Below are 21,104 nucleotides of genomic sequence, written 5' to 3'. Positions count from 1 at the left end.
GGGCGCACCTTGAAGCTCAGCAGCCGACGGTACGGAGCACAACGCAGAATCCGGACGACCTAGCCCGGACACCGAGCCGCCGGTGATCACTGTGACCGGCCTGCGAATGCCCAAAGGCCGCTAAGCCACTCTCGCCAAGCTGATCGCCACCTACCGCCTGTCCGCCGGGCGGGTGAACCAACGCGCCGGGCCGTCCCCGCGCGCCGCCGCGGTCATGCCGGCCGACCGACGATGGGCGCCATGACGCACCGGACGGTCCCGGGGCCATGAGAAGGGACCCCTCGCCGCAACCACCCGACTGGGCGCACTGCGGGCACGGCGCCGTCCCGGCAGCCGACCCGGTCGGCTGCCGGGGCATCCGCGTCCGCGGCTACACCTCCTGTCTGGCGCACCTCCCACGACGCAAACGACGCCGGTACCTCGCCTCGCTGTCCCCCGGCACCGACATTGACCACAGCGGCACCCCCTTCACCCCGGCCCTCCTCGTGGAACTCCTCCGAGCCCTCCAGGACCCCACCACAGGACGGCCCCACCTCGGCCGCGCCTGGTTCAGCGAGGCGAGGTTCGGTGGCGACGCCTCGTTCGACTGGGTGACGTTCACCGGCGACGCCTCGTTCGACTGGGCGAGGTTCACCGGCAACGCCCGGTTCGACAGGGCAACGTTCACCGGCAACGCCTCGTTCAGTAGGGCGAGGTTCACCGGCAACGCCTGGTTCGGCGGGGCGAGGTTCACCGGCAACGCCTGGTTCGGCGGGGCGAGGTTCACCGGCTCCGCCCGGTTCAACGTGACGAGGTTCACCGGCAACGCCTGGTTCAACGAGGCGAGGTTCACCGGCGAGGCCTCGTTCAACGCGGCGAGGTTCACCGGCGACGCCCGGTTCGACGACGCGGTCTTCCGCGCCCACGGGATCTTCGTGGGAGCCTGGTTCGAGCAAACGCGGCAGTTCGGGCCGCTTCTGGCTCACCGAGAGCTGGTGCTGGACGAGGCGCAGTTCTTGCAGCCGGTGCAGATCGAGGTGAGCACAATCAAGCTGTCCTGCCGTCGTGCACGCTTCCCTGGCGGCGTGCAGCTCCGATTGCGATGGGCTCGTGTCGTATTGGACGACACCGACTTCCCCGCACCGTCGATCCTCACCGGTATCCCCCGCCTGGCCGGCAGCCGGATGTCGGCCCAGGAACGGCGCAGTGCCCGGGCCTGGCCAAGCCTGTTGGGAGAGGAGATCTCCGAGCGGCCGCAGCTGCTGTCCTTGCGGCGCGCCAACGTCGCGGGCCTGAGGCTGAGCAACATCACCGCCGCGGACTGCCTGTTCACCGGCGCGCACAACCTCGACAAGTTGCGTCTGGAAGCTGGTGTCGGCTTCACGACTACCTCGGCCCCAGAAAGGGGACCTCGGAGCTGGGATTGGCGGCAGGTGATCGCCGAGGAACGCGCCTGGCGGGCTGCCCGGTCACGTCGCTGGGCCACCTGGTTACCTCGCTGGGCAGCTGCTGTGCTTGATCGGCCCTTCCGGTCGCTCCGCTGGGTCGCCCCGCACTGGCCGGAGTGGTTCGACCAGCCAAAGTCCGGGGACCTGAACCCGGGCCAGATCGCCGCTGTGTACCGGGCCCTGCGCAAGGGGCGCGAGGACGCCAAGGACGAGCCTGGCGCCGCCGACTTCTACTACGGCGAAATGGAAATGCGGCGATGCGCGCGTCCCGCCGCCGGAATCCCGGTCGACGGCCGGAGCAATAGGGGGCGGGTCGAACGCTGCGTGCTGACGGCGTATTGGCTGGTGTCCGGGTACGGGCTGCGTGCCTGGCGGGCCCTTGCCTGGCTCATCGCCGTAACCGCGATGCTCGCGCTCGTGTTCCATCTGGTCGGTTTCACCAGCCCGCCGCAACCGGTCTCGTACTGGACCAGCCTGCTGTATGCACTCCGCGCCACCCTTTCGCTGGCTGACAGCGAGGTGACGCTCACCGCATGGGGCAAGTTGCTCCAAGCCGTCCTCCGCCTCACCGGCCCGGTCCTGCTCAGTCTCGCGCTCCTGGCCCTACGGGGCCGCGTGAAGCGGTGATTGGATGGCGGCTGGACCGAACGGAATGCGATTGATCATTATCCTTCCCATTCGGCGGTACGTCCGGTCCGCCGAATTCCTCCCGCCGGGACCCGCGATCGGCTATGCCTGACGAAGGCCGCACGCCAACCACCACCAGGGGGCATACATGGGCAACGTCTACGACGCGAACCACCGGTACGTGGGCTCGGTGCAGGCCGGGGTGGTCTACGACGCGAACCACCGGTACGTGGGCTCGGTGCAGGCCGGGGTGGTCTACGACGCGAACCACCGGTACGTCGGCTCGGTAGTTGCCAGCAGCGACACGGAAGGGACAGCCGCCACCGCGATCCTGATCCTTCTACCCCGCTGAGGAGAGGGAATGATCATTATCCTTCCCTCTCTGACGCCAGGTCCGGGCGCGGGCCGGACACCGGTCCGGGGCCCACAGGCACCATCGGGTGAGCGCATCTGAGAAGTGCTGGGCTATCGACGAAATGGCCGGCTTCGGGGTGACGAATCCTCCGGGCTCTCAGCGACTGGTGCCGCGTCGACGGATCCGCCGCCGACGTGCTGGTGGTGGCTTCCCAATTTGGGAGTCGGCGGCCGGGAGGTGATTCCCAGGTTGGGAAGCGGCTGGCTGGCGCGGGCTCGGTAGCGCGGGTTGGTGGACGAGTCGGTGGCCTGCTCCAGTGCGCGGCGGGCCGCGGGCGCCCCGGTGACCTGCTCCTGCATGGGCTCCGAGTCCATGGCCGCCCTCGCCATCAATTCTGGGCTCGTACTGCCGCTGCCTGTCGGCTTGGGGGCGTTCACCTCGCACGCGCTGCCCTACACTCCCGGCGGTTCTCAGCATCACGGTTAACGGAAGTGCATTTAAGTCACTCCAGCCACAAAACCGGAATTTCAGGTTCCTGGAAGTCCGAATCTACCGGGTATTTTGGCATTTTTCACATTACCGGGCTCAATTCTCGCTCAAATTCCATGGAACTTCTTGCCGGAAGTATTCGTGGACTGCGGAATCGTTCATGCCCAATCGATCGATCGGGCCATTCGATTTCGAAGTCAATCGAAATGGAGAAGAAATGCGGAAGACTGTTTCCCGAATTTCTGGTGCGGTGATCGGTGCCGGCGTGCTGACCGCCCTGGCCGCACCCCAGGCTCTGGCCGCGCCCGCCTCCTCGGCGGCCGTGGCCGCCACGCAGCTCCCGGCCGGCGCCGACCCCGCCCACTGGACCATCGACCGCCAGGCTCCGGCGGTGACGCTTCCTCAGGCCCCGGCCCGCGCCCGCATCACGCCGACCCAGGACTCGCCGAGCTCCACTACCGGTTTCACGGAGCCCCGCAACATCTCGTACCACGGGCAGCTCTGCGGCACTGATCTGGTGGACGGAGTGAGCGGACCCGGCCCGATGACTCTGACGCTGACCCAGGCCAGGTCGACGGCGACTCAGTGGAACGCGAGCGCATCGATCAACGCAGGGGTCCTCTCCGCCGGCATCGGCTTCAACGTGACCGACACCGTCACGAAGACCGAGACGGGCTCCTACACCGTTCCCGACGGAAAGTTCGGAAACCTGCAGGCCTACCCGCTGTACGACTACTGGACGTTCGAGGTCTACGACGGCTCGGTCGGCTGGACCGTCGGCAGCGGAGAGGTGAAGAAGCCGGTAGGCTACTGCTACAACGGCTTGACGAACTAAGCGAGTTGAAGAATATGCGGCGATCCAGCGGAATAATGGGAGCGACAAGCCTCGTCGCTACCGCCGTCCTCGCGACCGCCTGCACTGACAGCGGGACCGCAGCTCCCCAGGAGCAGGGGTCCTGGGCATTGGACGCGACGGCCGCGGCCCCGGCGGACCCCGCAGTCCAGCGCAGCATCGACGCCCCGCCGGCCAAAGGCAAGGCCAAAATCCTGGGCATAGCGGACGTCGCAGGCACCAGCGTCATCCTCGCCATCAGGAACGACACCTGCCAGGTGGCATTCCTGCCAGACGGGGCGACTGTCCCGACGACCGCCGCCCTCGCCTCCATCGGATCGCAGCGCCCTGCCGCCGGATCCTCCGCGGACATCCACGTGGAATTCCCGGGCAGCGTTCTCGTAGGGAAATACACCCAGGCGACCGGGCAGATGGTCCCCTTCAAATTCACCACTATCGGCTGCGGCGAGAAATCGATGGCAGTCAAAATCGAAGGGGCTGGGGATTCCGCCTCGGTGCAAAAGAAATCCGGTGACTCACTGCGATTCTGGCGGACAGGGTCGGACGTGATGCTGGCAGCCGGGGCACTGGAGGCGATCCACCCGGACACCCCGAGCACCAGCACCTCGTCCTGAAGTGTTCGAGGGTGTCCTCCCCGGCCGGGGAGGACACCCTCGAACACCTTCGCCTGGATCCTCCACGGCCACCGCCGCAGGCAGGCCTGCGGGCGACGCAATGAGTCCCCCGGTTCCCTCCTCGCCACCCGGACATTTGCACAGGTCAAGGCACCGCAAGGCACCGATGGATCGGTCGCGATAGGCTGTCCTGTCCTGCTGACGGCTCGTTGAGAACCCCGGACGGCAGGATCTGCTGGACCTGGCCGCCGAACTCGCCCCGGCATCAGCCGGCCGTACGTCTCCGTCGAGGTCTCAGCCCGGGACGTCACCGATCCGAAGCCGGACGACGCCCACCAGGCCGTCCCGGACATCGCGCTGAAGTACGCCAAGAACGTCGTGGCCGGCTACCCGTGCACAAACCCGGTGCACCTGCCGGACAGCGTCCCCCAGACGGCAACGAACTTCCCGGGCCCGCACCACTGACCCGCGCCCCCGAGCGCGCCAGCACACTGATCGACTTCCCCTGCTGCCCCGTACGAGACACTGTCGGCGACACGCGGTTGACTTCCGCCATGGACGACACCACCGATCACCTGCACCGCATCGACGCCCTGCGGGCCGACCCGGCGCCGGGCATCGCCCGCCTGCCGGCCACCGGCGACCTCGACGCCGCCCACCGGAGCCTCGTCGAGGCGCTGCGCCCGCGCTGGGGGGTGTCGCGCAACCTTGCGACCGGTGGCTTCGTCGACCCGACCCTCGACGACGACTGCGGCCTCGCACTGACCGTTCCCTTCGGCGGGCGCCTGGTCGAGCTGTGCGGCTGGGCGGTGCGTGGGCGCTGGATCGGCTGCGGGATCGTCCGGGACGACGATGGCTCGCCGTACCTGGTGGCGGTGACGGCCCGCCAGGCCGACCCGGCCACGGCCTGCCTGCCCGCCGCGGAAGCCGAGGCCAAGGACGAGGACGAGGCGTCGGGTGCCCGCTGGCTGCGGGGGCTGGCGGTGGTGACAGGCCGGCCGCGGTCGCGGGAGTGGCCCGTCGACTGGCCGTCGGCCGAGGCCCGGCTCGGCACCGCCCTGCCCGCCGACTACCGCAACCTGGCGGAGTACTTCGGCCCCGGCACGTTCGCCGGTTTCCTGAACGTCTTCCTGCCCAGCCCGCCGCCCGGCTCCGACGCCCCGTTCCCGAACGTCCCGTGCCTGGTGAGGAACGCCGGGCACCTCGCCGAGCGCACCGCTTACCTCGATTACCTCGACATCGCCGACCTCTACCACCCCCACCGCCTCCACCCCGCCCCCGGCGGGCTGCTGCAGTGGGCCGGCTCCGAACAGGCCGACCAGTTCTACTGGCTCACGGAGGCCACGGACCCGAACCGATGGCCCGTCATCGCCCGCAACGAGGACGGCGACCACCAGGCCCGGTTCGACGGCTCCACCACCGAGTTCATCCACCGCCTCCTCACCGACCACCGGCACCCCTTCTCAATCTCGGAGCTCCTCGACCACTCCGACTTCGAGCCGTACGAGGCCTGCGAACCCGACGACCCGTCCGAGGACCGGCGACTGCCGTAAACCCCCAGCCCCTCCACAGCAGCTACCCACCCTGGGTGCCTGGTTGACCTGCAGACCGCCACGCGACCTCCAGCTGCGGCCAGGAAAGCGGCGCGGCGACGGGCCTCCCTGACATCGCCGATGCCCGTCGCCGAGCTGTGCCCTTGGAGCTCCGTGTCCGCGGCATGTCGAAAACCGGGACGCCGCGGCGAGAGAGCTGGGAGGATCCGGGTGACATCACTCTCGGGGAGGTACTGGTGACGCTGCGTCGGGACGCGTGGGTGATGCTGGAGACCGTCGCCGCCCAAGGCCCGGAAGGCTGGCTGACCGGCAGCCAGCCCCTGGAGGTCCGCAACTCGGAGATCACCGTCGCCCGCACCCTCGTGGACGCCGGCCTGTGCGAGGCCGCACCAGCCGACCTTCTCAAGAACCTCCTCGCCGACAGGACGCGCCCGACCTGGGCGGTACGGATCACCACGCTCGGGCGGGACGCCCTGCGCTACCGGGAGCACCAGGAGAACCCGGCCGAGCGTCCGGCCAGGCCCGATCCCGTACCTGAAACCGCGGTCAGCGTCCGCGGCATCGACCTCGACCTCCTGCGCCGCACCCTCGCCGACGCCGAAGCCGGCGCCCTCACCGGCGTCGACACCGTCGCGCTGGGCACCGCGATCGCGAAGGCACGCCCCGTCGACGGCTCCCGCCGCCACACCGTCGACGCCACCGACGCCGAACTCGCAGCGATCATGCGGGTGCTGTACCTGGAATCCCTCTACCGCGACGCCACCGGCTACCACCACATCCTCCGGCACTCCAAGCGGGCGGACGGCATGCGCTTCCACCAGGTGAAGCTGCAGCCCGCTCCTGCCGCGCAGCCGATGGCCGGCGCCCGGATCCCGACGCCGGTCCCAAGCACTTGATCGAGTCGCTCGGCCCGCCCTATGCAGAGCGTCGTCTGCTCGAAGTCGGGAAGGTCGAGGTGGGTGACGCGGGACGCGTCCAGGCCCGCCGCGACAAGGAAACGCACTTCCCCGGCGTTGCGGACGAAGATCCGTACGTAGCGCAGCTGCGGACAGCAGGCGCCCTGGACGTCCTCACCAAACCGGACGGCACCCTCACCACCTCGCCGCGCCTCGGTGTCAGCCCGGAGAACTGCCCTGGCCCCCACGAACGCGAAGTCGTCCTCGGGGCCAGGATCCGGCCGCGGCAGACCTTCGCCCGGTAAGGAGCAGTTCGGCCCCGGCGCGGCCGAGTCGATTCCCCGTCCCGAGCCGGATCCGGTGGCTCCAGACCGCTCTGGCCGCGGTTGCCGGCCGTCCCCAAGGTCACCGACGTGTCAAGCTCGGGCCCACCGGCGGAACGCGAGGGCGCGCAGCCGGTGTGTGCGTTATCCGCACCGGCTGCGCGCCCAGGGGTGGCCGGTCTGTTCAGGTCATCAGGTGGTCATAACCGGGGACCAGGAACTCTCCGTATTCGAATTTGCGCCCGAGCTCCACGTACCTCTCATACTGCTTCCGGGTGATCTGTGGTGCGTAGGTGAGCGCGCGCAGCAAGAAGCGGAACGCCAGGTCGGGGCAGGCGTGGGCCGCGGTGTGGGTGAGTGCGGGCACCACGCCGGGAACGGACTTCCACGACGAGTCCTGCGCCAGCTCCAGGAGGCCGGGAGTGACGATCATGATCTCGTCCAGGACGGCCCCGGTGAGGTACCCGTATGGGGTGGGCGGGACCTCGTCCGGGTGGTCGAGGCCCTCCCGGCTTTAGTCGTTCCCGGCACAGCCGGATGATCCGCAGCAGCCAGGCTCGGGGGTCGATCCCCTCGCTCCTGAGTTCCAGGCGGCGTTCGGCCCCGACCGACCAGAGTGTCTCGAACACCCAGGTCGGCACGGCCGGTTCCGTCACCCGGAGGGCGTCGACGAGGAGCGCTTCGACCAGGTGCGTCGGCATGCCGTCGGCGTAGTACTCCAGCGCCTCGTTCTCGGTGGGCCACTCGCCCCGCCAGCTGTGGTGGAAGACCTGGCCGAGGTGAGGCAACCCGAACTCGTCTCCGCCGTAACGTTCTGTCATCACGCGTCACCCTGCCATGGGAAAAATGGAACTGATGATCCACGTCTTGCTGCCATTGTGCGGGTTGGCCGCCCTGGCTATACGGACCTTGACCTTGGTACCGGCCGGCACGGCGTCGAGACTCCCGCCCGCGGGGTGCACCTTGCCCAACGAGGTCAGGCGCTGGCCGTCCCTGATGACATCGACGTCGACGATGAACTCCTTGAAGTCGGGTGCGCCCGGCTGCCCGAACTCGCGCAGAATTCCGGGCCTCTTCTGCATCGCCGAGCGCAGTGCGTCCCCAGCGATGTTGAGGTCGTCGAACACTCCGTTCGGGTCGGTGGCGGTGGTCAGCCCGGCAGCCTGGGCGGGCGTGACGCCCGCTTCCTCGCCGTTCGGACCGTAGGCGTCCTTCGCCACGTGCTTGAGACCTCGGCGTTCACCGCCCTCACGGAGGCGCCCGCCGTTACCAGTGGAGGGCTGGACGGCAGGTGATGTCCATGGGTCTGACGAAGGCATCGGCGGGCGGAGCTGGCGGTGGCGAACACCCTGCTCTACTTCGGTGGGCGCGCCGGATTCTGCCGGGGCCGTGGCTCAGCGGGCCGAGGGGAGGACAACGATGAAGCGGATCGTCAGGCCCGGCCAGGTGTTCCGTGCCCTGGCCCGCGACATGGCCGGGCGGGGCTGGCGGCTGTAGGTGCCGGCCGTCGGTGACGACGGCAGGGCAGAGTGCCTGGTGGTTCACGATCACGCCAGTACCGTAGGCCGCAGGCCGTTCGCCATGGCTGACGCCCTGGCGTCTCCCTCCCGGTACGGGCTCGTCAAGGAAGCGGACGACGACCTCTTCGTCGATCCCTGGTACGCGGCGCTGCTGGCGGCGGTCGCTGCGCTCCACGGTCCGGCGGCCATCCCGGCCGACTACGCCCGTGCCGCCTTCTCCGTCTCCCGCTTAGGTGGCGCAAGCACCCTGGTCTTCCGGTGGGGTGAGGCCGGCCGTGGGTCCGGGCGGTTGGCCGGCGGGCTTGTCCCAGGGCGGTGCTGCTGAGTGGGCAATGCGTCGCCCGGCCGGTGCCGGAGGCGAAGCCGACGGCTGGAAGGCCCGGGCGCGTCTGCGGGCGGCGGCGCCGGGGGCCGTGGCGGAGAACGTCGCCGGGTCTCGGAGGAGTTCGGGGGGCGCTGGGCGCCCCCCGAACGGCAGGCCTGGTGGCCGGCGGGACCGGTTCCGCTGCAACGGGTGTCCGGTCCGGGTGTCCCGGGTTGTGCTGGCTGCGACCGGGGAACGGGTACCAATCTCCCGGGTGCCCGGAGCAGCGCACCGAGTTGCGATGGCTTCGAGCCGGACGCGGGGTCGGCCAGGAGGCTGCCGCTCCGCAGTTGCCTGGCTCTGACCTGCGGAAACCAGATGGCCGGCGGTCGGCGTTTTTGCACGGAGATCCGGACGAGCATGCAACAACCCGGGGGTGGCGCGGCGGCCGGGCTGAAAACCGGACAGGCCTGGTTCTGCCAGGTGGAGTTGTGCCGCTGGAGCGCTCTGATCTGCGCGGATCCCGGACGCCGGTCGGGCGTTGTTTCAGGCCCTGGCGAATCCGGGAGTCCCGTTGTGCGTGCGGGGGCCGTGGGGTGTTCAAGACTTGTCCGCACGGCCGGTGGGAGCTGCAACTCCCCGTGCCGGTGTTCACAAGGGCTGCGACCGTAGAAGGGAACGCGACATGGGTGTGCCGCGCAAGCGCCGTGAGACAGGGGACGGTGACGGGGTCCTGCCCGTCACCGTCGTGGTCGTCGCCGTCGCCGTGCTGGCCGTGTTCGTCGTGCTGGCCGTGATGGGTCTGCCGACCGAGACGATCATCGCGCTGTCCAGCGCCGCCGTCCTGACGGCGGCGGAGCTGGTGAGACGGCTGGTCTCGGCCGTCTCGGCAACCCGCCGGCGCCGGTGAGCGTGCCGGATGGGAAGGCCGAAGACGGCGATCGCCCCGGGAGCGGTGGCCGGGGACCTGGCCGAGTTCCTCCACAGCGTCTGCGCGCGCTGTGGGAAGACTTACGCCCAGATCAGCATAGAGTCGGGTATATCGATCTCCACGCTCTCCCGGGCGGCCTCGGGCAAGCGGCGCCCGAAGCTCGAGGTCGTGCAGGCCTTCGTCCGGGCGTGCGGGGGCAGTCCGTCGGAGCTCAGGAAGGCGGAGCGTCTGTGGCGCCGCACCCCGGCCGCCTCGTCCTCCGCCGCCCCGGATGGGCAGCCTGGTGTTCGCTGGCACGACCCGGCTTCTCTGTGCGAGGCGCATCACCTCGGTGAAGCGATGCGCACGGCCCTGCGGCTGAGCGGCAGCCCGTCGCTGCGCGCGGTCAGCGAACGCGCGACGGCGTTGGGACTGAGCCTGTCGCGCAGCACGCTCGGGGACGCCTTGCGCCCCGGGGCGGTGCCCACGCTCCAGGTCTTCTGCGTGTTCATGCAGGTGATCGGGCATTTCCCGGGGTCGCCGGTGGCCGGGTACGACGCGGCGGCGTGGGAGGACGCCTGGGTGCGTGTCCAGGCCCGCCGTCAGCCCCGGGCGCGCGGCGGCGGGCCGGGATCTTCAGGGGTGAAGGTGCTTCAGGCCAGGGGCGGCAGGGCGAAGGAAAGCGGCGGGCGGCGGGCGGGCGGCCGACGGCCGCGGCTGGCGCAGGCCCAGGCGTGGGTGCGCCCTGGACCGCTTCGGGCGCTCAAGGACTGGCTGCACGAGCTGTACCTGGAGGCGGGCGCTCCGTCGCTGACCGACATCACCGCGTCGATCCGGATGGACGACTCCCTCGACTCGGCGCCCAAGCGGGACAGCGTGAACCGGCTGCTGAGGTCGTCGCACCTGCTCTCCGTTCAGGGTGATGCCGTGGCAGTGGCGGTCGCCATGGCCAGGATGGCCGGACTCGACCCGGTCGCGGCCGGCGGGATGGCGCGGGAGCTGTGGATCAGCGCCGCCGCGGTGAGGCCGTGGGGGCACGCGGTCGGTGACGTGGTGGATCCGCTGGCCCTGGGGGTGCGGGAGACGTTCGCCCTGCCGGAGTCGAGACAGGAGCTGCCGGTTCTGGTCCCCTACGTCCGGCGCCAGCACGACCAGGTTCTCGAGCGGATCGTGGAGAGGGCCGTCGACGGACACAGCGCGCTGGTCGTTGCCCGCGGACTGCGGGCCACGGGCAAGACGCGCAGTTGCTGGGAGGCGATGCAGGCACTGCCGGCGGGCTGGAGGATCTGGTTTCCCGCGGATCCGTCCAAAGGCGCGCTGGTGGTCGAGGCCATTGCCCAGGCCGGCCCCGGGTCGGTGGTGTGGCTCGACCGGATCGACCGGTACCTCGATCCCGGCCAGTGCCACGTCGCCGGGATGGTGCAGGCCGAGATCAGCGAGGCCCTGCACGACCCCCGACGTGCTCCGGTGCTGGTGATCGGCACGGTCTCGGCCTCCGCCGGAGTGCTGACCCGCGCGGGGGGCTCCACACCGGGGGCGGCCACGGCGGCCCGGACCATGATCGAGGACGCGGCCGTCGACGTCCCGGACCTGTTCACCGGAGCCGAGCTCGCCGACCTGGCCGACGCCGCCGGGCAGGATCCCCGGCTCGCGCTGGCCGACGCCAACGCGCGGGGGTCGGTCGCCCAATTCCTGTCCACCAACCGCAACGCCGATCCCTTGCTGAAGGTCCAGGTGCTGCACACGGCGATGACCCAGGGGGACACCGACGCGCTCCTGATGGGCGGGGCGCTCCTGCAGGCCTCGGGACACCGCAAGGAGGCGGCGACCTGGTACCAGAGGGCCGCCGAGGCCGGAGACCGCCAGGCCCTCGAGCCCGCGGCGGTGCTGCTGAGCGAGAACGGCACGGCCTACGAGGCGATCGCGTGGCTGCGGGACCTCGCGGCAACCGGTGACGCCGAAGCCGCCCTCACCGCCGCACGCAGGCTCAGCCGCGAGGGCCGCAACGACGAGGCGATCGAGTTCTACCAGCAGGCCGCACGGGCCGGCGGCAGCAGCCACGCGCTGCGGGCAGCGGCGGCCCTGATGCAGCGCAGCGGGCGCGCGGCGGAGGCGGTGGAGTGGCTGCGCGGGCGGGCCGCAGCGGGGGACGCGAGCGCCCTGCGGGAGACCGCCCATGTGCTGTGGGCGACGGGGGACGTGACCCGGGCCGTCACCTTCTACTCCGAGGCCGGGGCGGCCGGTGACGTGGGGGCCTGGAGGGAGGGCGCCGAGCGGCTCCAGTCCCTGGGCCGTGACGACGAGGCGATCATGATGTACCGGGCGGCAGTACGCAAGGGCGACGGCCTGAGCGCGCGGCCGCTGGCCGACCTCCTGCTGTCGGAGGGCCGGCGGGAAGAGGCGCTGGGCTTCTACCTCCAGGCGGCGGAGCAAGGGGACGCGGTGGCGATGCATCAGGCCGCGGCCCTGTACCGCCTTGCGGGGCGTGTGGCGGAGGCCCTCCAGTGGTACGGCAGGGCTGCCGATCAGGGCGACACGGCGTCGCTGGTGCACATCGGGGTGCTGCACCGCGGCCGGGGCGACATCGAGGCGGCCCTGGCCGCGTTCACGAAAGCCGCCGACCTGCGGGAACGCGACGCCTACCGGGAGGCGGTGTGGATGCTGTGGGACTGCGGCCGGCTGGACCGCGCGTTCAACTGGCTCGGCCACCGAGCGGATACCGGGGACCGGCGGGCGGTGCGGGAGATGGCCGACCTTCTCCGCGAAGCGGGCCGGCTGCCCGAGGCGCTGGAATGGTACCTGCGGTCGGCCGGCCTGGGAAGCCTGTACGCCGCCCGACACGCTGCGCAGTTGCAGTCGCTGATGTCCGCGCGGGAGACCGAGCAGGGTGACTCACGATGAGCCCGGACGGCGGGCGTCAACGTGGAGCTCGCCCTCTGTCCCTCACGCAACCGGTGCAACCGGCGCGCGGCGACGGCGAAGTTGCTGGGTCCCCGCTCTCGTCCACGTGGGGCCCTGACCATCGCCGGTTTCCGGTGGCCGGGGCTGCCGAAAGTTGGGCGCACCGTGCGGAGGCCGCTGCCGTTGTCCTTATCTGCTGGGAAAAGTGGTGGACGGGAGTACCCCGGTCGCTGTTCGAGGTCAACGCCGACGACCGGCACGAGGGCGATCGGATCCGGCTCCGGTACGCCGGCGATCCGGAGGCCGAGCAGGGGCCGACCACCCTGCCGGGCTACGTCATGATCAACAATCCCGCGGCCTCCGAGGACCGGGTGCTCGCCGCGTGCGACCTCTACGTGCCGGGGCTTGGCCGGGCTCCAGGGGCTGCAGCAGGCCTTCGCGCCGGCGACTGCCGCGCTCGCGTTGAATGCGCTGGACGGTCACCTCGAGGCGGACGAGGTGCCGCTCGCGATCGCCCTTAAGTCAGTGGCATTGCACCGGTTCTACAGAACTGCAGAACCAGGGAGGACGCGGGAGCAGCCCTGTTCACGCGTGGGATTTCGAAGGCCGGCCGCCCGCGTCGCACGGCGGCTCCGGTCGAGGCTGGAGCGCGACCGGCCGGCTGCGGGAACTACCCAGGGCAGGGCCGACCACGGCCGTCCCGGCCCGCCAGGAGGCCAGAGCGGCGAGCGGCTCGGCGGTGACCGGGTTCCTGCTGCCGGTTGACTGCGGGGACAACCGGATCGTGGAACGGGTCCGTGAGGCCCGCGCCGGGGATCCGGCGCGGGCCTGCGTGGTGGTCACCGCAGACCGCCGACCGCGAACTGCGCACCCGCGTGGGCGTGTTGGGTGTGGCCGTCACCGGCCACCGGGGCGTCCGGGGCCGAGCCCGGGGGCCGGGTCAGTGGGCGGGGCGGATCTGGAGGGCGTTGATGCCCCAGTGGATCGACGGGGCCGAGGTGCGCACGGTGAACTGAAAGTCCCGGCCGGGACGGGCGGGGATGTCCACCGAGCCGACGCCGACGGAGTCCACTGGGCACTGCACCGTGAAGTCGGTTGGAGCCAGACCGCCGACGTGCACCTGCACCGAACCGCCGCCCTGACAGCCGACGTTGACGGCGATCGGCAGCGTCTCGGTCACCGAGGCCGTCACCGCGCCGCCGTTCCCGATCCAGTCGGGGATCGAGAACATGGTGTCCTCGTCCGGGGTCGGCGGCAGGATCTGGCCCGTCCCCGGCTGACCGAAGGGCTCGTCCGAGGCCGGTGCCGGGTCGGCCGGATTCGCCGATGCCGTCCCGGCGAACGCCAGCGTCACCCCCAGCACCCCGGCCGCTGCGGTGAGCGCGAGCGTCTTCGTCCGCTTAATCATGGTCCCCTCTGCTGTGTCATACCGGTGTTCGGCACACGAAGTTGATCCTAGAGCGCGGCACCGTCCGGCAGCACGACAACGACGGGGACGGCTGGCGCGAATACGACGGCGTACTACGCGGCGGTGTTCTCCGGGGCCGCCCCGTCGACGCGCTGGAGCCGGGTATGGGCGGCACGGTCCTCGGCCGGCACCTCCGGCCAGAACTGGTGCGCCGTGACCACCAGTGCGGCCTGCCGCTCGGCCTCCTCCAACCGGTAGGCCCTGGCGTACTGCTCCCTCGCTCAGCCCTCTGGACACCGTCGGGATCGTACGCACGGCCGACCCTGCGTCAGGGCGTCGGCCTGCTTTGCGGCTGGACAGAGCAGAGCCTGGATGGCACGGGAAGCACGCGAGCCGATGGACTCCTTGGCCTCGCGGCGGCGAATTCCGCCGGTGCCTCGGGGGAGGGGGTTACCGACAGCGCTCGCCCCACCGGGCCGGGGCGGCACACGCCCCCGCCCCGGCCGGTCAGGCCCGGCAGCGGGCGGCACTGGTCTTCGCCGTGTGGCTGTTCTCCGCTGCCGTCGCGACGTGCCCGGGCGGGGAGAACCTGCGGACCGCCGAGTGCAGAGCCCATTCCAAGGGGCCCCGGTACAGGGGGGTGTGCCGCCACAGGTTGCCGCCAGGCGGTGCAGACGAGGAGGGCCGTTCTGGGCAACGCCGGCCTGCTCGTCCACGGCGCCGCCGAACGCCGCGACGGCGCCGTCAACCTCGTCGCCACCCGCCTCACCCCGCTCGTCCTCGCCCCCGGCACCCGAAGCTGGGACTTCCGATGACCCCCGCCCACACCCCTCGACCGGTACCCGGCGACACCGCCACCCCGAACCCGATGACCCTCCCGCACGGCGCGGGATACAGTCCCCCCGAACGACCGAGAGGGCATCATGGCCGACACCACCACGACCCGCTCCCGAATCGGCCAGCCCAAAGGCGTCCGCACCGACGGCGACGGGCTCACCGAGCGCCAGCGCCGCGTCATCGACGTGATCCGGGATTCCGTCCGGCGCCGGGGCTACCCGCCGTCCATGCGCGAGATCGGCCAGGCCGTCGGCCTGCCCAGCACCTCCTCGGTCGCCCACCAGGTCAAGGCCCTGGAGCGCAAGGGCATCCTGTACCGCGACCCGCACCGCCCCCGCGCCTACCGCGTCCGGGACGACCGTCACGCCGAGACCGCCGGCACGGCCCCGGACCCCGCCGTCTAGCAGGTGCCGCTGGTGGGCCGGATCGCCGCCGGCGGTCCGATCCTGGCCGAGCAGACGGTCGAGGACGTCTTCCCGCTGCCGCGCTAACTGGTCGGCGAGGGCGAGCTGTTCGCGCTCCGTGCGCGGCGACTCGATGATCGAGGCGGCCATCTGCGACGGCGACTGGGTCACCGTGCGCCGCCAGCCGGTCGCCGAGAACGGCGACATCGTGGCCGCGATGATCGACGGCGAGGCCACCGTCAAGCGGCTCAAGCGCGAGGACGGCCGGATCTGGCTGATGCCGCACAACCCCGCCTACGAGCCGATCAACGGCGACAACGCCACCATCCTGGGCAAGGTCGTGGCGGTCCTGCGCCGCCTCTGAGCGGGACCGCCCGCCGAAGCCGCGCCGACTGGGCGACGGCCGGATCGCCTGTCAGTGTCGGCGGCGGATGGTAGGACGAGTTCGCACCGGCGCGGGTCGGTGCCGTGGGGCCTTGGGTCTCGGGTGGGTCGGCCAGGAAGAGGATCTCGTGGGGTGGCGGGGCGGTGCCGGCGTGCCGGCGGTGTGGCACGAGGGCGGGCAGGACTTCCACGCGGGCACCCCGCAGGACGTACGGACCGTGGTGGCCGCGATGACTTCGGAGGTCAAGGACAACCTGCGCTACGGCGCCGTGCCCTGGGCGCGGTTTCACCACGCCTACGGCCCCGGCGGTGACGTCCCCGCCCTGCTGGAGAAGGTCCGCCTCGGCGACGAGGCCTCCGACCGGGCCCTCGGGACGCTGTGGAACCGGGTCTGCCATCAAGGCGGCACCTCCGCTCCTGGCGCTCTGGCCGTCCCTTTCCTGATCCGCATCGCGCTCGCCTACCCCCGCCACCGCACCGCCGTCCTGCTCCTGGTCGGCGCGGTCGCGCGTAGGCAGCATTTCGGCGACGGCTCACGGACCGGCCTCCTGCGCGCGGGCGAACGCGACGGGTCCCTCCGGTTCGGTCCGAGCGGCTATTTGGAGACCTGGTCGATCGAGGCGGCCCGGCAGGCCGTGGCGGCGGACGCGGACCTGCTGTGCTTCCTGCTGGACGACCCCCAACCGGCCGTCCGCCAGGCCGCCGCCCACGCCCTGGCGGCCGCGCTGCCCCCGCCCGGACACGCCCCGGCCGCCCTGCACACCCGCCTCGCCGACGAGGCCGACCCCGTGACACGCGCCTGCCTGGTTCTGGGGATCGGCCAACTCGCCTGGGAGGAAAGAGATCCGACGACCGTCGCGCAACTACGGGACTGGTGGCGGGTCCCCGGCCGGCCGACGGACGTGCGCGTGAGCGCCGCCCTGGCCTGGCTCTGCCTCGTCGCCGACCCCGTCCCCGCCGAACTCGACACCCTCCTCGACACCGCGGTCACCGACGAGCTGACGGCCCTCCTCGCCCCGGCCCCCTGGCTGCGCGACGCCCAGGACGGAGCCAACGACAACGGCCTGCTCGTATGCCTCACCCAGATGCGAAACCCCCACGACTTCCCCTGGCTCACCGAGTACTGAGGCCCGCCGCGATCGAGCCCTGCTGCTCGCACCTGCACGGCAACCACCCGGCCCACCCCTGAACAGGGGCGGGCCGGGCCCGACGGCTACGCGCAGGTGTCGAGCATCTGGTTGAGGGCGGTCTTCTCGGTGTCGGTGATGCTGAGCTGGTAGGTGTATTTGACGTCGCCCCAGGCGCGGGCGTAGGTGCACCAGAAGGCGGTGGCCGGGGGCTTCCACTGGTCGGGGGACTGGTCGCCCTTGCTGCGGTTGCTGGCGGCGGAGACCGCGACGAGCTGGGAGTGGGTGAGGTCGTTGGCGAAGGCCTTGCGGCGCTCGGTGGTCCACCCGTCGGCGCCGCTTCTCCAGGCGTTGGCGAGCGGGACCATGTGGTCGATGTCGACCTGGGAGGCGGAGGTGAGGACCTTGCCGTCATAGGGGCTGAGCCATGTTCCGGAGACGGCCCGGCACTCGGAGTCGGTCTGGACGTCCTGTCCGTCGCGTTGCAGGACGAGCTCGCGGGTGTCGCACTTGGCGCCCTGCTGGATCCAGTGGGGGAATTTGGCCCGGGAGTAGCCGGTCATCGGGTGCGGGGCCTCGACGGTCAGGGTGTCGATCTCGGTGCGTACCTGGTCGGCCGACGGCGGCTCGGGCAGCGCCCGCTGCCGCGCGGCGGAGGCCGCCTGCGTGGGGGAGTGCGATGCGGCTTGGGCGGCCTGGGGCAGGAGAAGGCCGGCGAGCAGTGTCGCCGCCGCGGCGAGGGCGGTCCGGGTCGTCGTGTTGAGGCTCATCCTGGGTCGTCCTCCGGTGTCGTCAGTACGTGGTCGCACCACGTCTTGACGCCTTCCTAGCGGACGTGACGATCACTTCGGGCAGGAACCATGGAAGTTCACCCCGCCCGGGGCTCCGTGCCCTGGAGGTTCCCCGGTCGTTCGCCTCGCCGCCCGGCGGCGGATAGCGGGTGGCGCCGCCCGCCCGGCACGGATCCGGCGGCCGGTGTTGCGAAGACCACGCGGCGCCACTGGCGTGCCGGGTTGGTGATGGGCTGTCGGGGCCGCGAGGCTGTCGTCCATGCGGATGCGATTTTCCTCTCCGGCCGTGCGGCGGGCAGCGTGCGGCGCGGGTGTGGTGCTGCTCGCGGGCTCGCTGCTCGGCGGGTGCTCGAAGCCGGCCGGCCACGACACAAACGCGAAGCCCGCCCCGCCCGCCTCCGCCGGGGCGTGGCCGGGGCCGGCGCCGTCGTCGGCCTCGGTGGCGCGGGCCGAGCTGGCGGCGCTGAACGTCGCCCCGGCCAGGCCGATGACCGGGTACTCCAGGGACCGCTTCCCGCACTGGGCCGCCCAGGGGCAGTCCTGCGACACCCGCGAGACCGTGCTCAAGCGCGACGGGCAGGCGGTGGCCGCCGACGCCCAGTGCAAGCCCACCACCGGAAACTGGACCTCCCCCTACGACGGCCTGACCTTCACCGACGCCAACAAACTGGACATCGACCACGTCGTCCCGCTCGCTGCCGCCTGGCGCGCCGGCGCCGACAGCTGGAGCGACGACCAGCGCAAGGCCCTTGCCAACGACCTGACCCGCCCCCAACTCCTCGCGGTCTCCGCCGCCTCCAACCGCAGCAAGGGCGACCAGACCCCGGACCAGTGGAAGCCGCCGTCCCAATCGGCCTGGTGCAACTACGCGAAGGCCTGGACGGACGTGAAGGCCTACTACAAGCTGGCCGTCACCGGCCCGGAGAAGACCGCGCTCGGCCAGATGCTCGACACCTGCCCGGCGGGATCATGACCACCCCCGACCCGGCCGTCGGCACTGTCGGCAGCGAGCCGCTCGTCACCACCGGCATCACCGCCGGCCCCGGCGGCGTCATGACCGTCGACGTCGGCGTCATCACCGGCGACCTCACCCTGCGCACCACCTGGAACGGCCGGCAGGCACTCCTGGACGTGCAGTACGACGGGGCCGAGGAGTGGTACACCGTCGAGAACAGCCCCCTCCCGGCCCCGGACCGGAAATTCGCTCGGGCCGTCCACGAGGCGACGGTCGCGGCGATCAGGCGAGGAGGCGGAACCGGGGCACAGGCTGTGGCCTGAGCGCGGCCCGTCCGCGGGGCGCGGCCGTGGGGCGCGGCCGCACCCCACGGACGGGCAAGCGGGTGAGCTCCTCCGAGGCGGGCCGGGCCGCACGGCGCTTCACTGCCGCCGCATGGGACGGCTCCGGGAGGGACGGCTCCGGGAGGGACCGGTGCGGGGTGCCGGCGGGAGTCGGACGTCGTTCGGTTTGTGGACAGGAGAGTGCCGAGGAGTGCAGCTCCGACAGCCGACCGCGGGGCGTAGCGTCCGGTCAGCCGTAGAGCGGTTGGGCGATTGAGACGGTGACCCGGTCGCCGAAGCGGCCGCGCAGGTCTGCTTGGGCGCTGGCCAGGTTTCCGCTGACGCCGACCTCCACCACGCCGCGGGTGAAGCTCACCTCCGAGCCGTCGCCCACACTGGCGATGCTGTAGTCGCTGGTGTGCCCGATCAGCGCCGTGACCCGGTTTCGGGTGGCGGTCAGCTCGCTGATCGAGCGCGGCGCGTCGCGCAGGTCCACGGGCACGCCCAGACCGAGGTGGGCGAGGGCGGCGTCGAAGCCGCCCCCGCCCGGCTTCCGGTAGACGATGACGCGACCGTCCGGAACGTCCACCGTCAGGCCGGTGAAGACATCCTGGTAGGAGCCGGCGAGGTGTGAGACCGCGTCCGCGGCCGTGTCCAGCTGCTGTTGGTCCGGTCGGCCCGGGCTCGGCGGAGGGCTTGTGGCGACGGTGGACACGGCGGCACTTGTCGGCACGGGAGCGGACGCCACGGGAGTGGGCGGCACGACCTTGGTCTGTCCAGCGCAGGCCGCGCAAGCCAACAGGGCGGTCACGGCCAGGGTGACAGCGCTCAGGTGTACCGGCGTTGGGGTACGGGGCATCGATCCAGCCTCACTTCATCGGCGACGGCTGGTGATCGTACGCGGGTGCGAACCGGTACGCGTATGATCACTGCCGCCACCGCCACCACCTCGGAACCCTCCTCACCCTCGCTCGTGGTGGCGGCCGACCAGCGAGTCGCCTGACCCCGCACCGCCGACGCCCTCGCGCCCACCGCGGTCCGCAACTGCCCGCACTGCGAACAGCCCATCACCATCGTCGCGCTGCTGGCCACCCCGGAAGCCGCCCGACCGACCATCCCGCAACCGACCAACGACGTCGTCCCCCTTCGCCGGGTCTGACCCGTCAACCGTCAAGGGGGGAGCCCGCAGCACGGGCTCGCTCCTTGACGCTGCAGGCGTCGTCAGATGAAGTCGTGCAGTCCCAGCAGGCGTTCGAGCTCGGAGACGGCTTCGCCGGCCGCATGCGTTTCCAGCACCTCCTCGGCCGGATGGACATGGGGACTCCCGCGCCAGACGACATAGCCGCCCTCCGGGGCCACCGTCACGAACGCCAGCACCGGCTCCCCGTCTCCCATCCACCAGCGCGGCCCCGTGCTGAAGCAGAGTCGGCCCATGCTGGTGAACGGATAGAACCACCCGAGCCCACCTGCCCGAGCCGCCGAGACCAGAGCAACCAAGCCCACGTGCTCATCACGACCATATGCCTGGTCGATACCTGCCGAACTGTCCAGCTCGAAGTCCCAGGCCGCTTCCAGCGATTCCTCCATCAGGCCATGCTCCCGCCGATCCGGTCAGCAGAAAGGGCCAAGCGCTCACCCCACTCCCCAGACCGTTCAAGCCTCAAAGAATTGAGGAGCTGGAGCAACACCGGCCAGATTCAGAGAGCCTCATCAACGGCACCTCTTCTTCGCGACAGCTGACGAAGAGCCCGTCCCGTCGGGGACGGGCGCGTCCCTGCCCGCACGACTCCCGGCGGCACGGTCCGGGTCGGGCCTGTACGTTCGGCGGAATGCACGACGAGCACCACTTCACTGCCCAGCCCCTGCTGCGACTGCCGATGACGGAGGCCCGTTGTTGTGGGACCGGACGGTCCGGGCATTGGCGGCCGCCGACATCGACGTCGTCCAGGCCGGGTCGTGTCCAGCGGTCGATCGCGAGGCGGTGGCAAGCCTCACTCCGGGCTACTGTGCGCAAGCGAGGCGGCGTCCACTTGACGCACCGTCAAGTGGACGCGAGTGGGGAATTTCGACCTGGGCGATGTTTCGGCGGAGCGGTTCCCGCCG

The 21,104-nt window shown here is 71.1% G+C and carries 21 protein-coding genes and 1 pseudogene; 15 read left to right on the top strand and 7 right to left on the bottom strand.

From position 1 onward, the window contains the following. Positions 1-485 precede the first annotated feature (485 nt). The 7 genes from ACFVU9_RS11615 to ACFVU9_RS11585 all read left to right on the top strand — a co-directional run bounded on the left by ACFVU9_RS11615 (position 486) and on the right by ACFVU9_RS11585 (position 7,119). Entirely contained in the window at positions 486-2,054 is a 1,569-nt protein-coding gene (locus ACFVU9_RS11615) for a pentapeptide repeat-containing protein (RefSeq protein WP_387592379.1), read from the top strand. Positions 2,055-2,202: 148 nt separating this feature from the next. Beyond that, positions 2,203-2,406 carry a 4-fold beta flower protein gene (locus tag ACFVU9_RS11610; RefSeq protein WP_387592376.1) on the top strand — a complete coding sequence of 68 codons (204 nt, stop codon included), beginning with the start codon at positions 2,203-2,205 and terminating at the stop codon, positions 2,404-2,406. Positions 2,407-3,058: 652 nt separating this feature from the next. Beyond that, positions 3,059-3,733, top strand: coding sequence for a hypothetical protein (locus ACFVU9_RS11605; RefSeq protein ID WP_387592373.1), 675 nt, complete (start codon positions 3,059-3,061; stop codon positions 3,731-3,733). 128 nt (positions 3,734-3,861) lie between these two features. After that, positions 3,862-4,365, top strand: a complete 504-nt coding sequence (locus tag ACFVU9_RS11600; protein ID WP_387592370.1) for a hypothetical protein — start codon at positions 3,862-3,864, stop codon at positions 4,363-4,365. 554 nt (positions 4,366-4,919) lie between these two features. Further along, complete coding sequence (locus ACFVU9_RS11595) at positions 4,920-5,918, top strand: hypothetical protein (protein ID WP_387592368.1); 999 nt, start codon at positions 4,920-4,922, stop codon at positions 5,916-5,918. A gap of 236 nt (positions 5,919-6,154) precedes the next feature. Next, complete coding sequence (locus ACFVU9_RS11590; protein WP_387592365.1) at positions 6,155-6,814, top strand: hypothetical protein; 660 nt, start codon at positions 6,155-6,157, stop codon at positions 6,812-6,814. Next, complete coding sequence (locus tag ACFVU9_RS11585) at positions 6,811-7,119, top strand: hypothetical protein (RefSeq protein WP_387592363.1); 309 nt, start codon at positions 6,811-6,813, stop codon at positions 7,117-7,119. The genes ACFVU9_RS11590 and ACFVU9_RS11585 overlap by 4 nt, the downstream gene beginning before the upstream one ends. Positions 7,120-7,321: 202 nt before the next feature. Here ACFVU9_RS11585 and ACFVU9_RS11580 read toward each other — a convergent pair whose 3' ends face one another. Next, the gene (locus tag ACFVU9_RS11580) at positions 7,322-7,570 is read right to left on the bottom strand and encodes a hypothetical protein (RefSeq protein WP_387592360.1); all 249 of its coding nucleotides are present in this window, start codon (positions 7,568-7,570) and stop codon (positions 7,322-7,324) included. A gap of 394 nt (positions 7,571-7,964) precedes the next feature. Then, the gene (locus tag ACFVU9_RS11575; RefSeq protein WP_387592357.1) at positions 7,965-8,357 is read right to left on the bottom strand and encodes a hypothetical protein; all 393 of its coding nucleotides are present in this window, start codon (positions 8,355-8,357) and stop codon (positions 7,965-7,967) included. A gap of 277 nt (positions 8,358-8,634) precedes the next feature. Here ACFVU9_RS11575 and ACFVU9_RS11570 point away from each other — a divergent pair, with 277 nt between their 5' ends. The 3 genes from ACFVU9_RS11570 (at position 8,635) to ACFVU9_RS11560 (ending at position 12,772) form a co-directional block, all read left to right on the top strand. Beyond that, positions 8,635-8,982: a DUF6354 family protein gene (locus ACFVU9_RS11570; protein WP_387592355.1), complete on the top strand. Its 348-nt coding sequence runs from the start codon at positions 8,635-8,637 to the stop codon at positions 8,980-8,982. A 664-nt stretch (positions 8,983-9,646) separates the two neighbouring features. Continuing rightward, positions 9,647-9,871, top strand: a complete 225-nt coding sequence (locus tag ACFVU9_RS11565; protein WP_387592352.1) for a hypothetical protein — start codon at positions 9,647-9,649, stop codon at positions 9,869-9,871. A gap of 9 nt (positions 9,872-9,880) precedes the next feature. After that, positions 9,881-12,772, top strand: coding sequence for a tetratricopeptide repeat protein (locus ACFVU9_RS11560; protein ID WP_387592349.1), 2,892 nt, complete (start codon positions 9,881-9,883; stop codon positions 12,770-12,772). A 940-nt stretch (positions 12,773-13,712) separates the two neighbouring features. Here the strand turns inward: ACFVU9_RS11560 and ACFVU9_RS11555 are convergent. Then, entirely contained in the window at positions 13,713-14,180 is a 468-nt protein-coding gene (locus tag ACFVU9_RS11555; RefSeq protein WP_387592346.1) for a hypothetical protein, read from the bottom strand. Positions 14,181-14,293: 113 nt separating this feature from the next. Beyond that, positions 14,294-14,431, bottom strand: coding sequence for a hypothetical protein (locus tag ACFVU9_RS11550; RefSeq protein WP_387592343.1), 138 nt, complete (start codon positions 14,429-14,431; stop codon positions 14,294-14,296). A 417-nt stretch (positions 14,432-14,848) separates the two neighbouring features. Between ACFVU9_RS11550 and ACFVU9_RS11545 the strand changes: the two genes are divergently transcribed. From ACFVU9_RS11545 to ACFVU9_RS11535, 3 genes and pseudogenes are all read left to right on the top strand, one after another. Further along, a complete protein-coding gene (locus tag ACFVU9_RS11545; protein ID WP_387592341.1) occupies positions 14,849-14,995 on the top strand; it encodes a hypothetical protein in 147 nt (48 codons plus the stop codon). 129 nt (positions 14,996-15,124) lie between these two features. Next, positions 15,125-15,785, top strand: a pseudogene (lexA, locus tag ACFVU9_RS11540) (transcriptional repressor LexA); the annotation flags it as partial. 148 nt (positions 15,786-15,933) lie between these two features. Next, positions 15,934-16,932, top strand: a complete 999-nt coding sequence (locus tag ACFVU9_RS11535; RefSeq protein ID WP_387592338.1) for a hypothetical protein — start codon at positions 15,934-15,936, stop codon at positions 16,930-16,932. Between the two features lie 86 nt (positions 16,933-17,018). Here ACFVU9_RS11535 and ACFVU9_RS11530 read toward each other — a convergent pair whose 3' ends face one another. After that, complete coding sequence (locus tag ACFVU9_RS11530) at positions 17,019-17,702, bottom strand: DUF1524 domain-containing protein (protein WP_387592335.1); 684 nt, start codon at positions 17,700-17,702, stop codon at positions 17,019-17,021. A gap of 280 nt (positions 17,703-17,982) precedes the next feature. Between ACFVU9_RS11530 and ACFVU9_RS11525 the strand changes: the two genes are divergently transcribed. Both ACFVU9_RS11525 and ACFVU9_RS11520 read left to right on the top strand, forming a co-directional pair. Continuing rightward, the gene (locus tag ACFVU9_RS11525) at positions 17,983-18,696 is read left to right on the top strand and encodes a DUF1524 domain-containing protein (protein ID WP_387592332.1); all 714 of its coding nucleotides are present in this window, start codon (positions 17,983-17,985) and stop codon (positions 18,694-18,696) included. Continuing rightward, complete coding sequence (locus tag ACFVU9_RS11520; protein WP_387592329.1) at positions 18,693-19,001, top strand: hypothetical protein; 309 nt, start codon at positions 18,693-18,695, stop codon at positions 18,999-19,001. Before ACFVU9_RS11525 ends, ACFVU9_RS11520 begins: the two co-directional genes overlap by 4 nt. 250 nt (positions 19,002-19,251) lie before the next feature. Here the strand turns inward: ACFVU9_RS11520 and ACFVU9_RS11515 are convergent, their stop codons facing one another. Both ACFVU9_RS11515 and ACFVU9_RS11510 read right to left on the bottom strand, forming a co-directional pair. After that, a complete protein-coding gene (locus ACFVU9_RS11515; RefSeq protein ID WP_387592327.1) occupies positions 19,252-19,716 on the bottom strand; it encodes a hypothetical protein in 465 nt (154 codons plus the stop codon). A gap of 506 nt (positions 19,717-20,222) precedes the next feature. Then, a complete protein-coding gene (locus tag ACFVU9_RS11510; protein WP_387592324.1) occupies positions 20,223-20,588 on the bottom strand; it encodes a hypothetical protein in 366 nt (121 codons plus the stop codon). Positions 20,589-21,104 lie beyond the last annotated feature (516 nt).

Origin of the sequence: Kitasatospora sp. NPDC057936 (assembly GCF_042887525.1) — a bacterium.
Classification (GTDB): Bacteria; Actinomycetota; Actinomycetes; order Streptomycetales; family Streptomycetaceae; genus Kitasatospora.
This window is presented reverse-complemented; position numbering and strand designations above follow the sequence as displayed.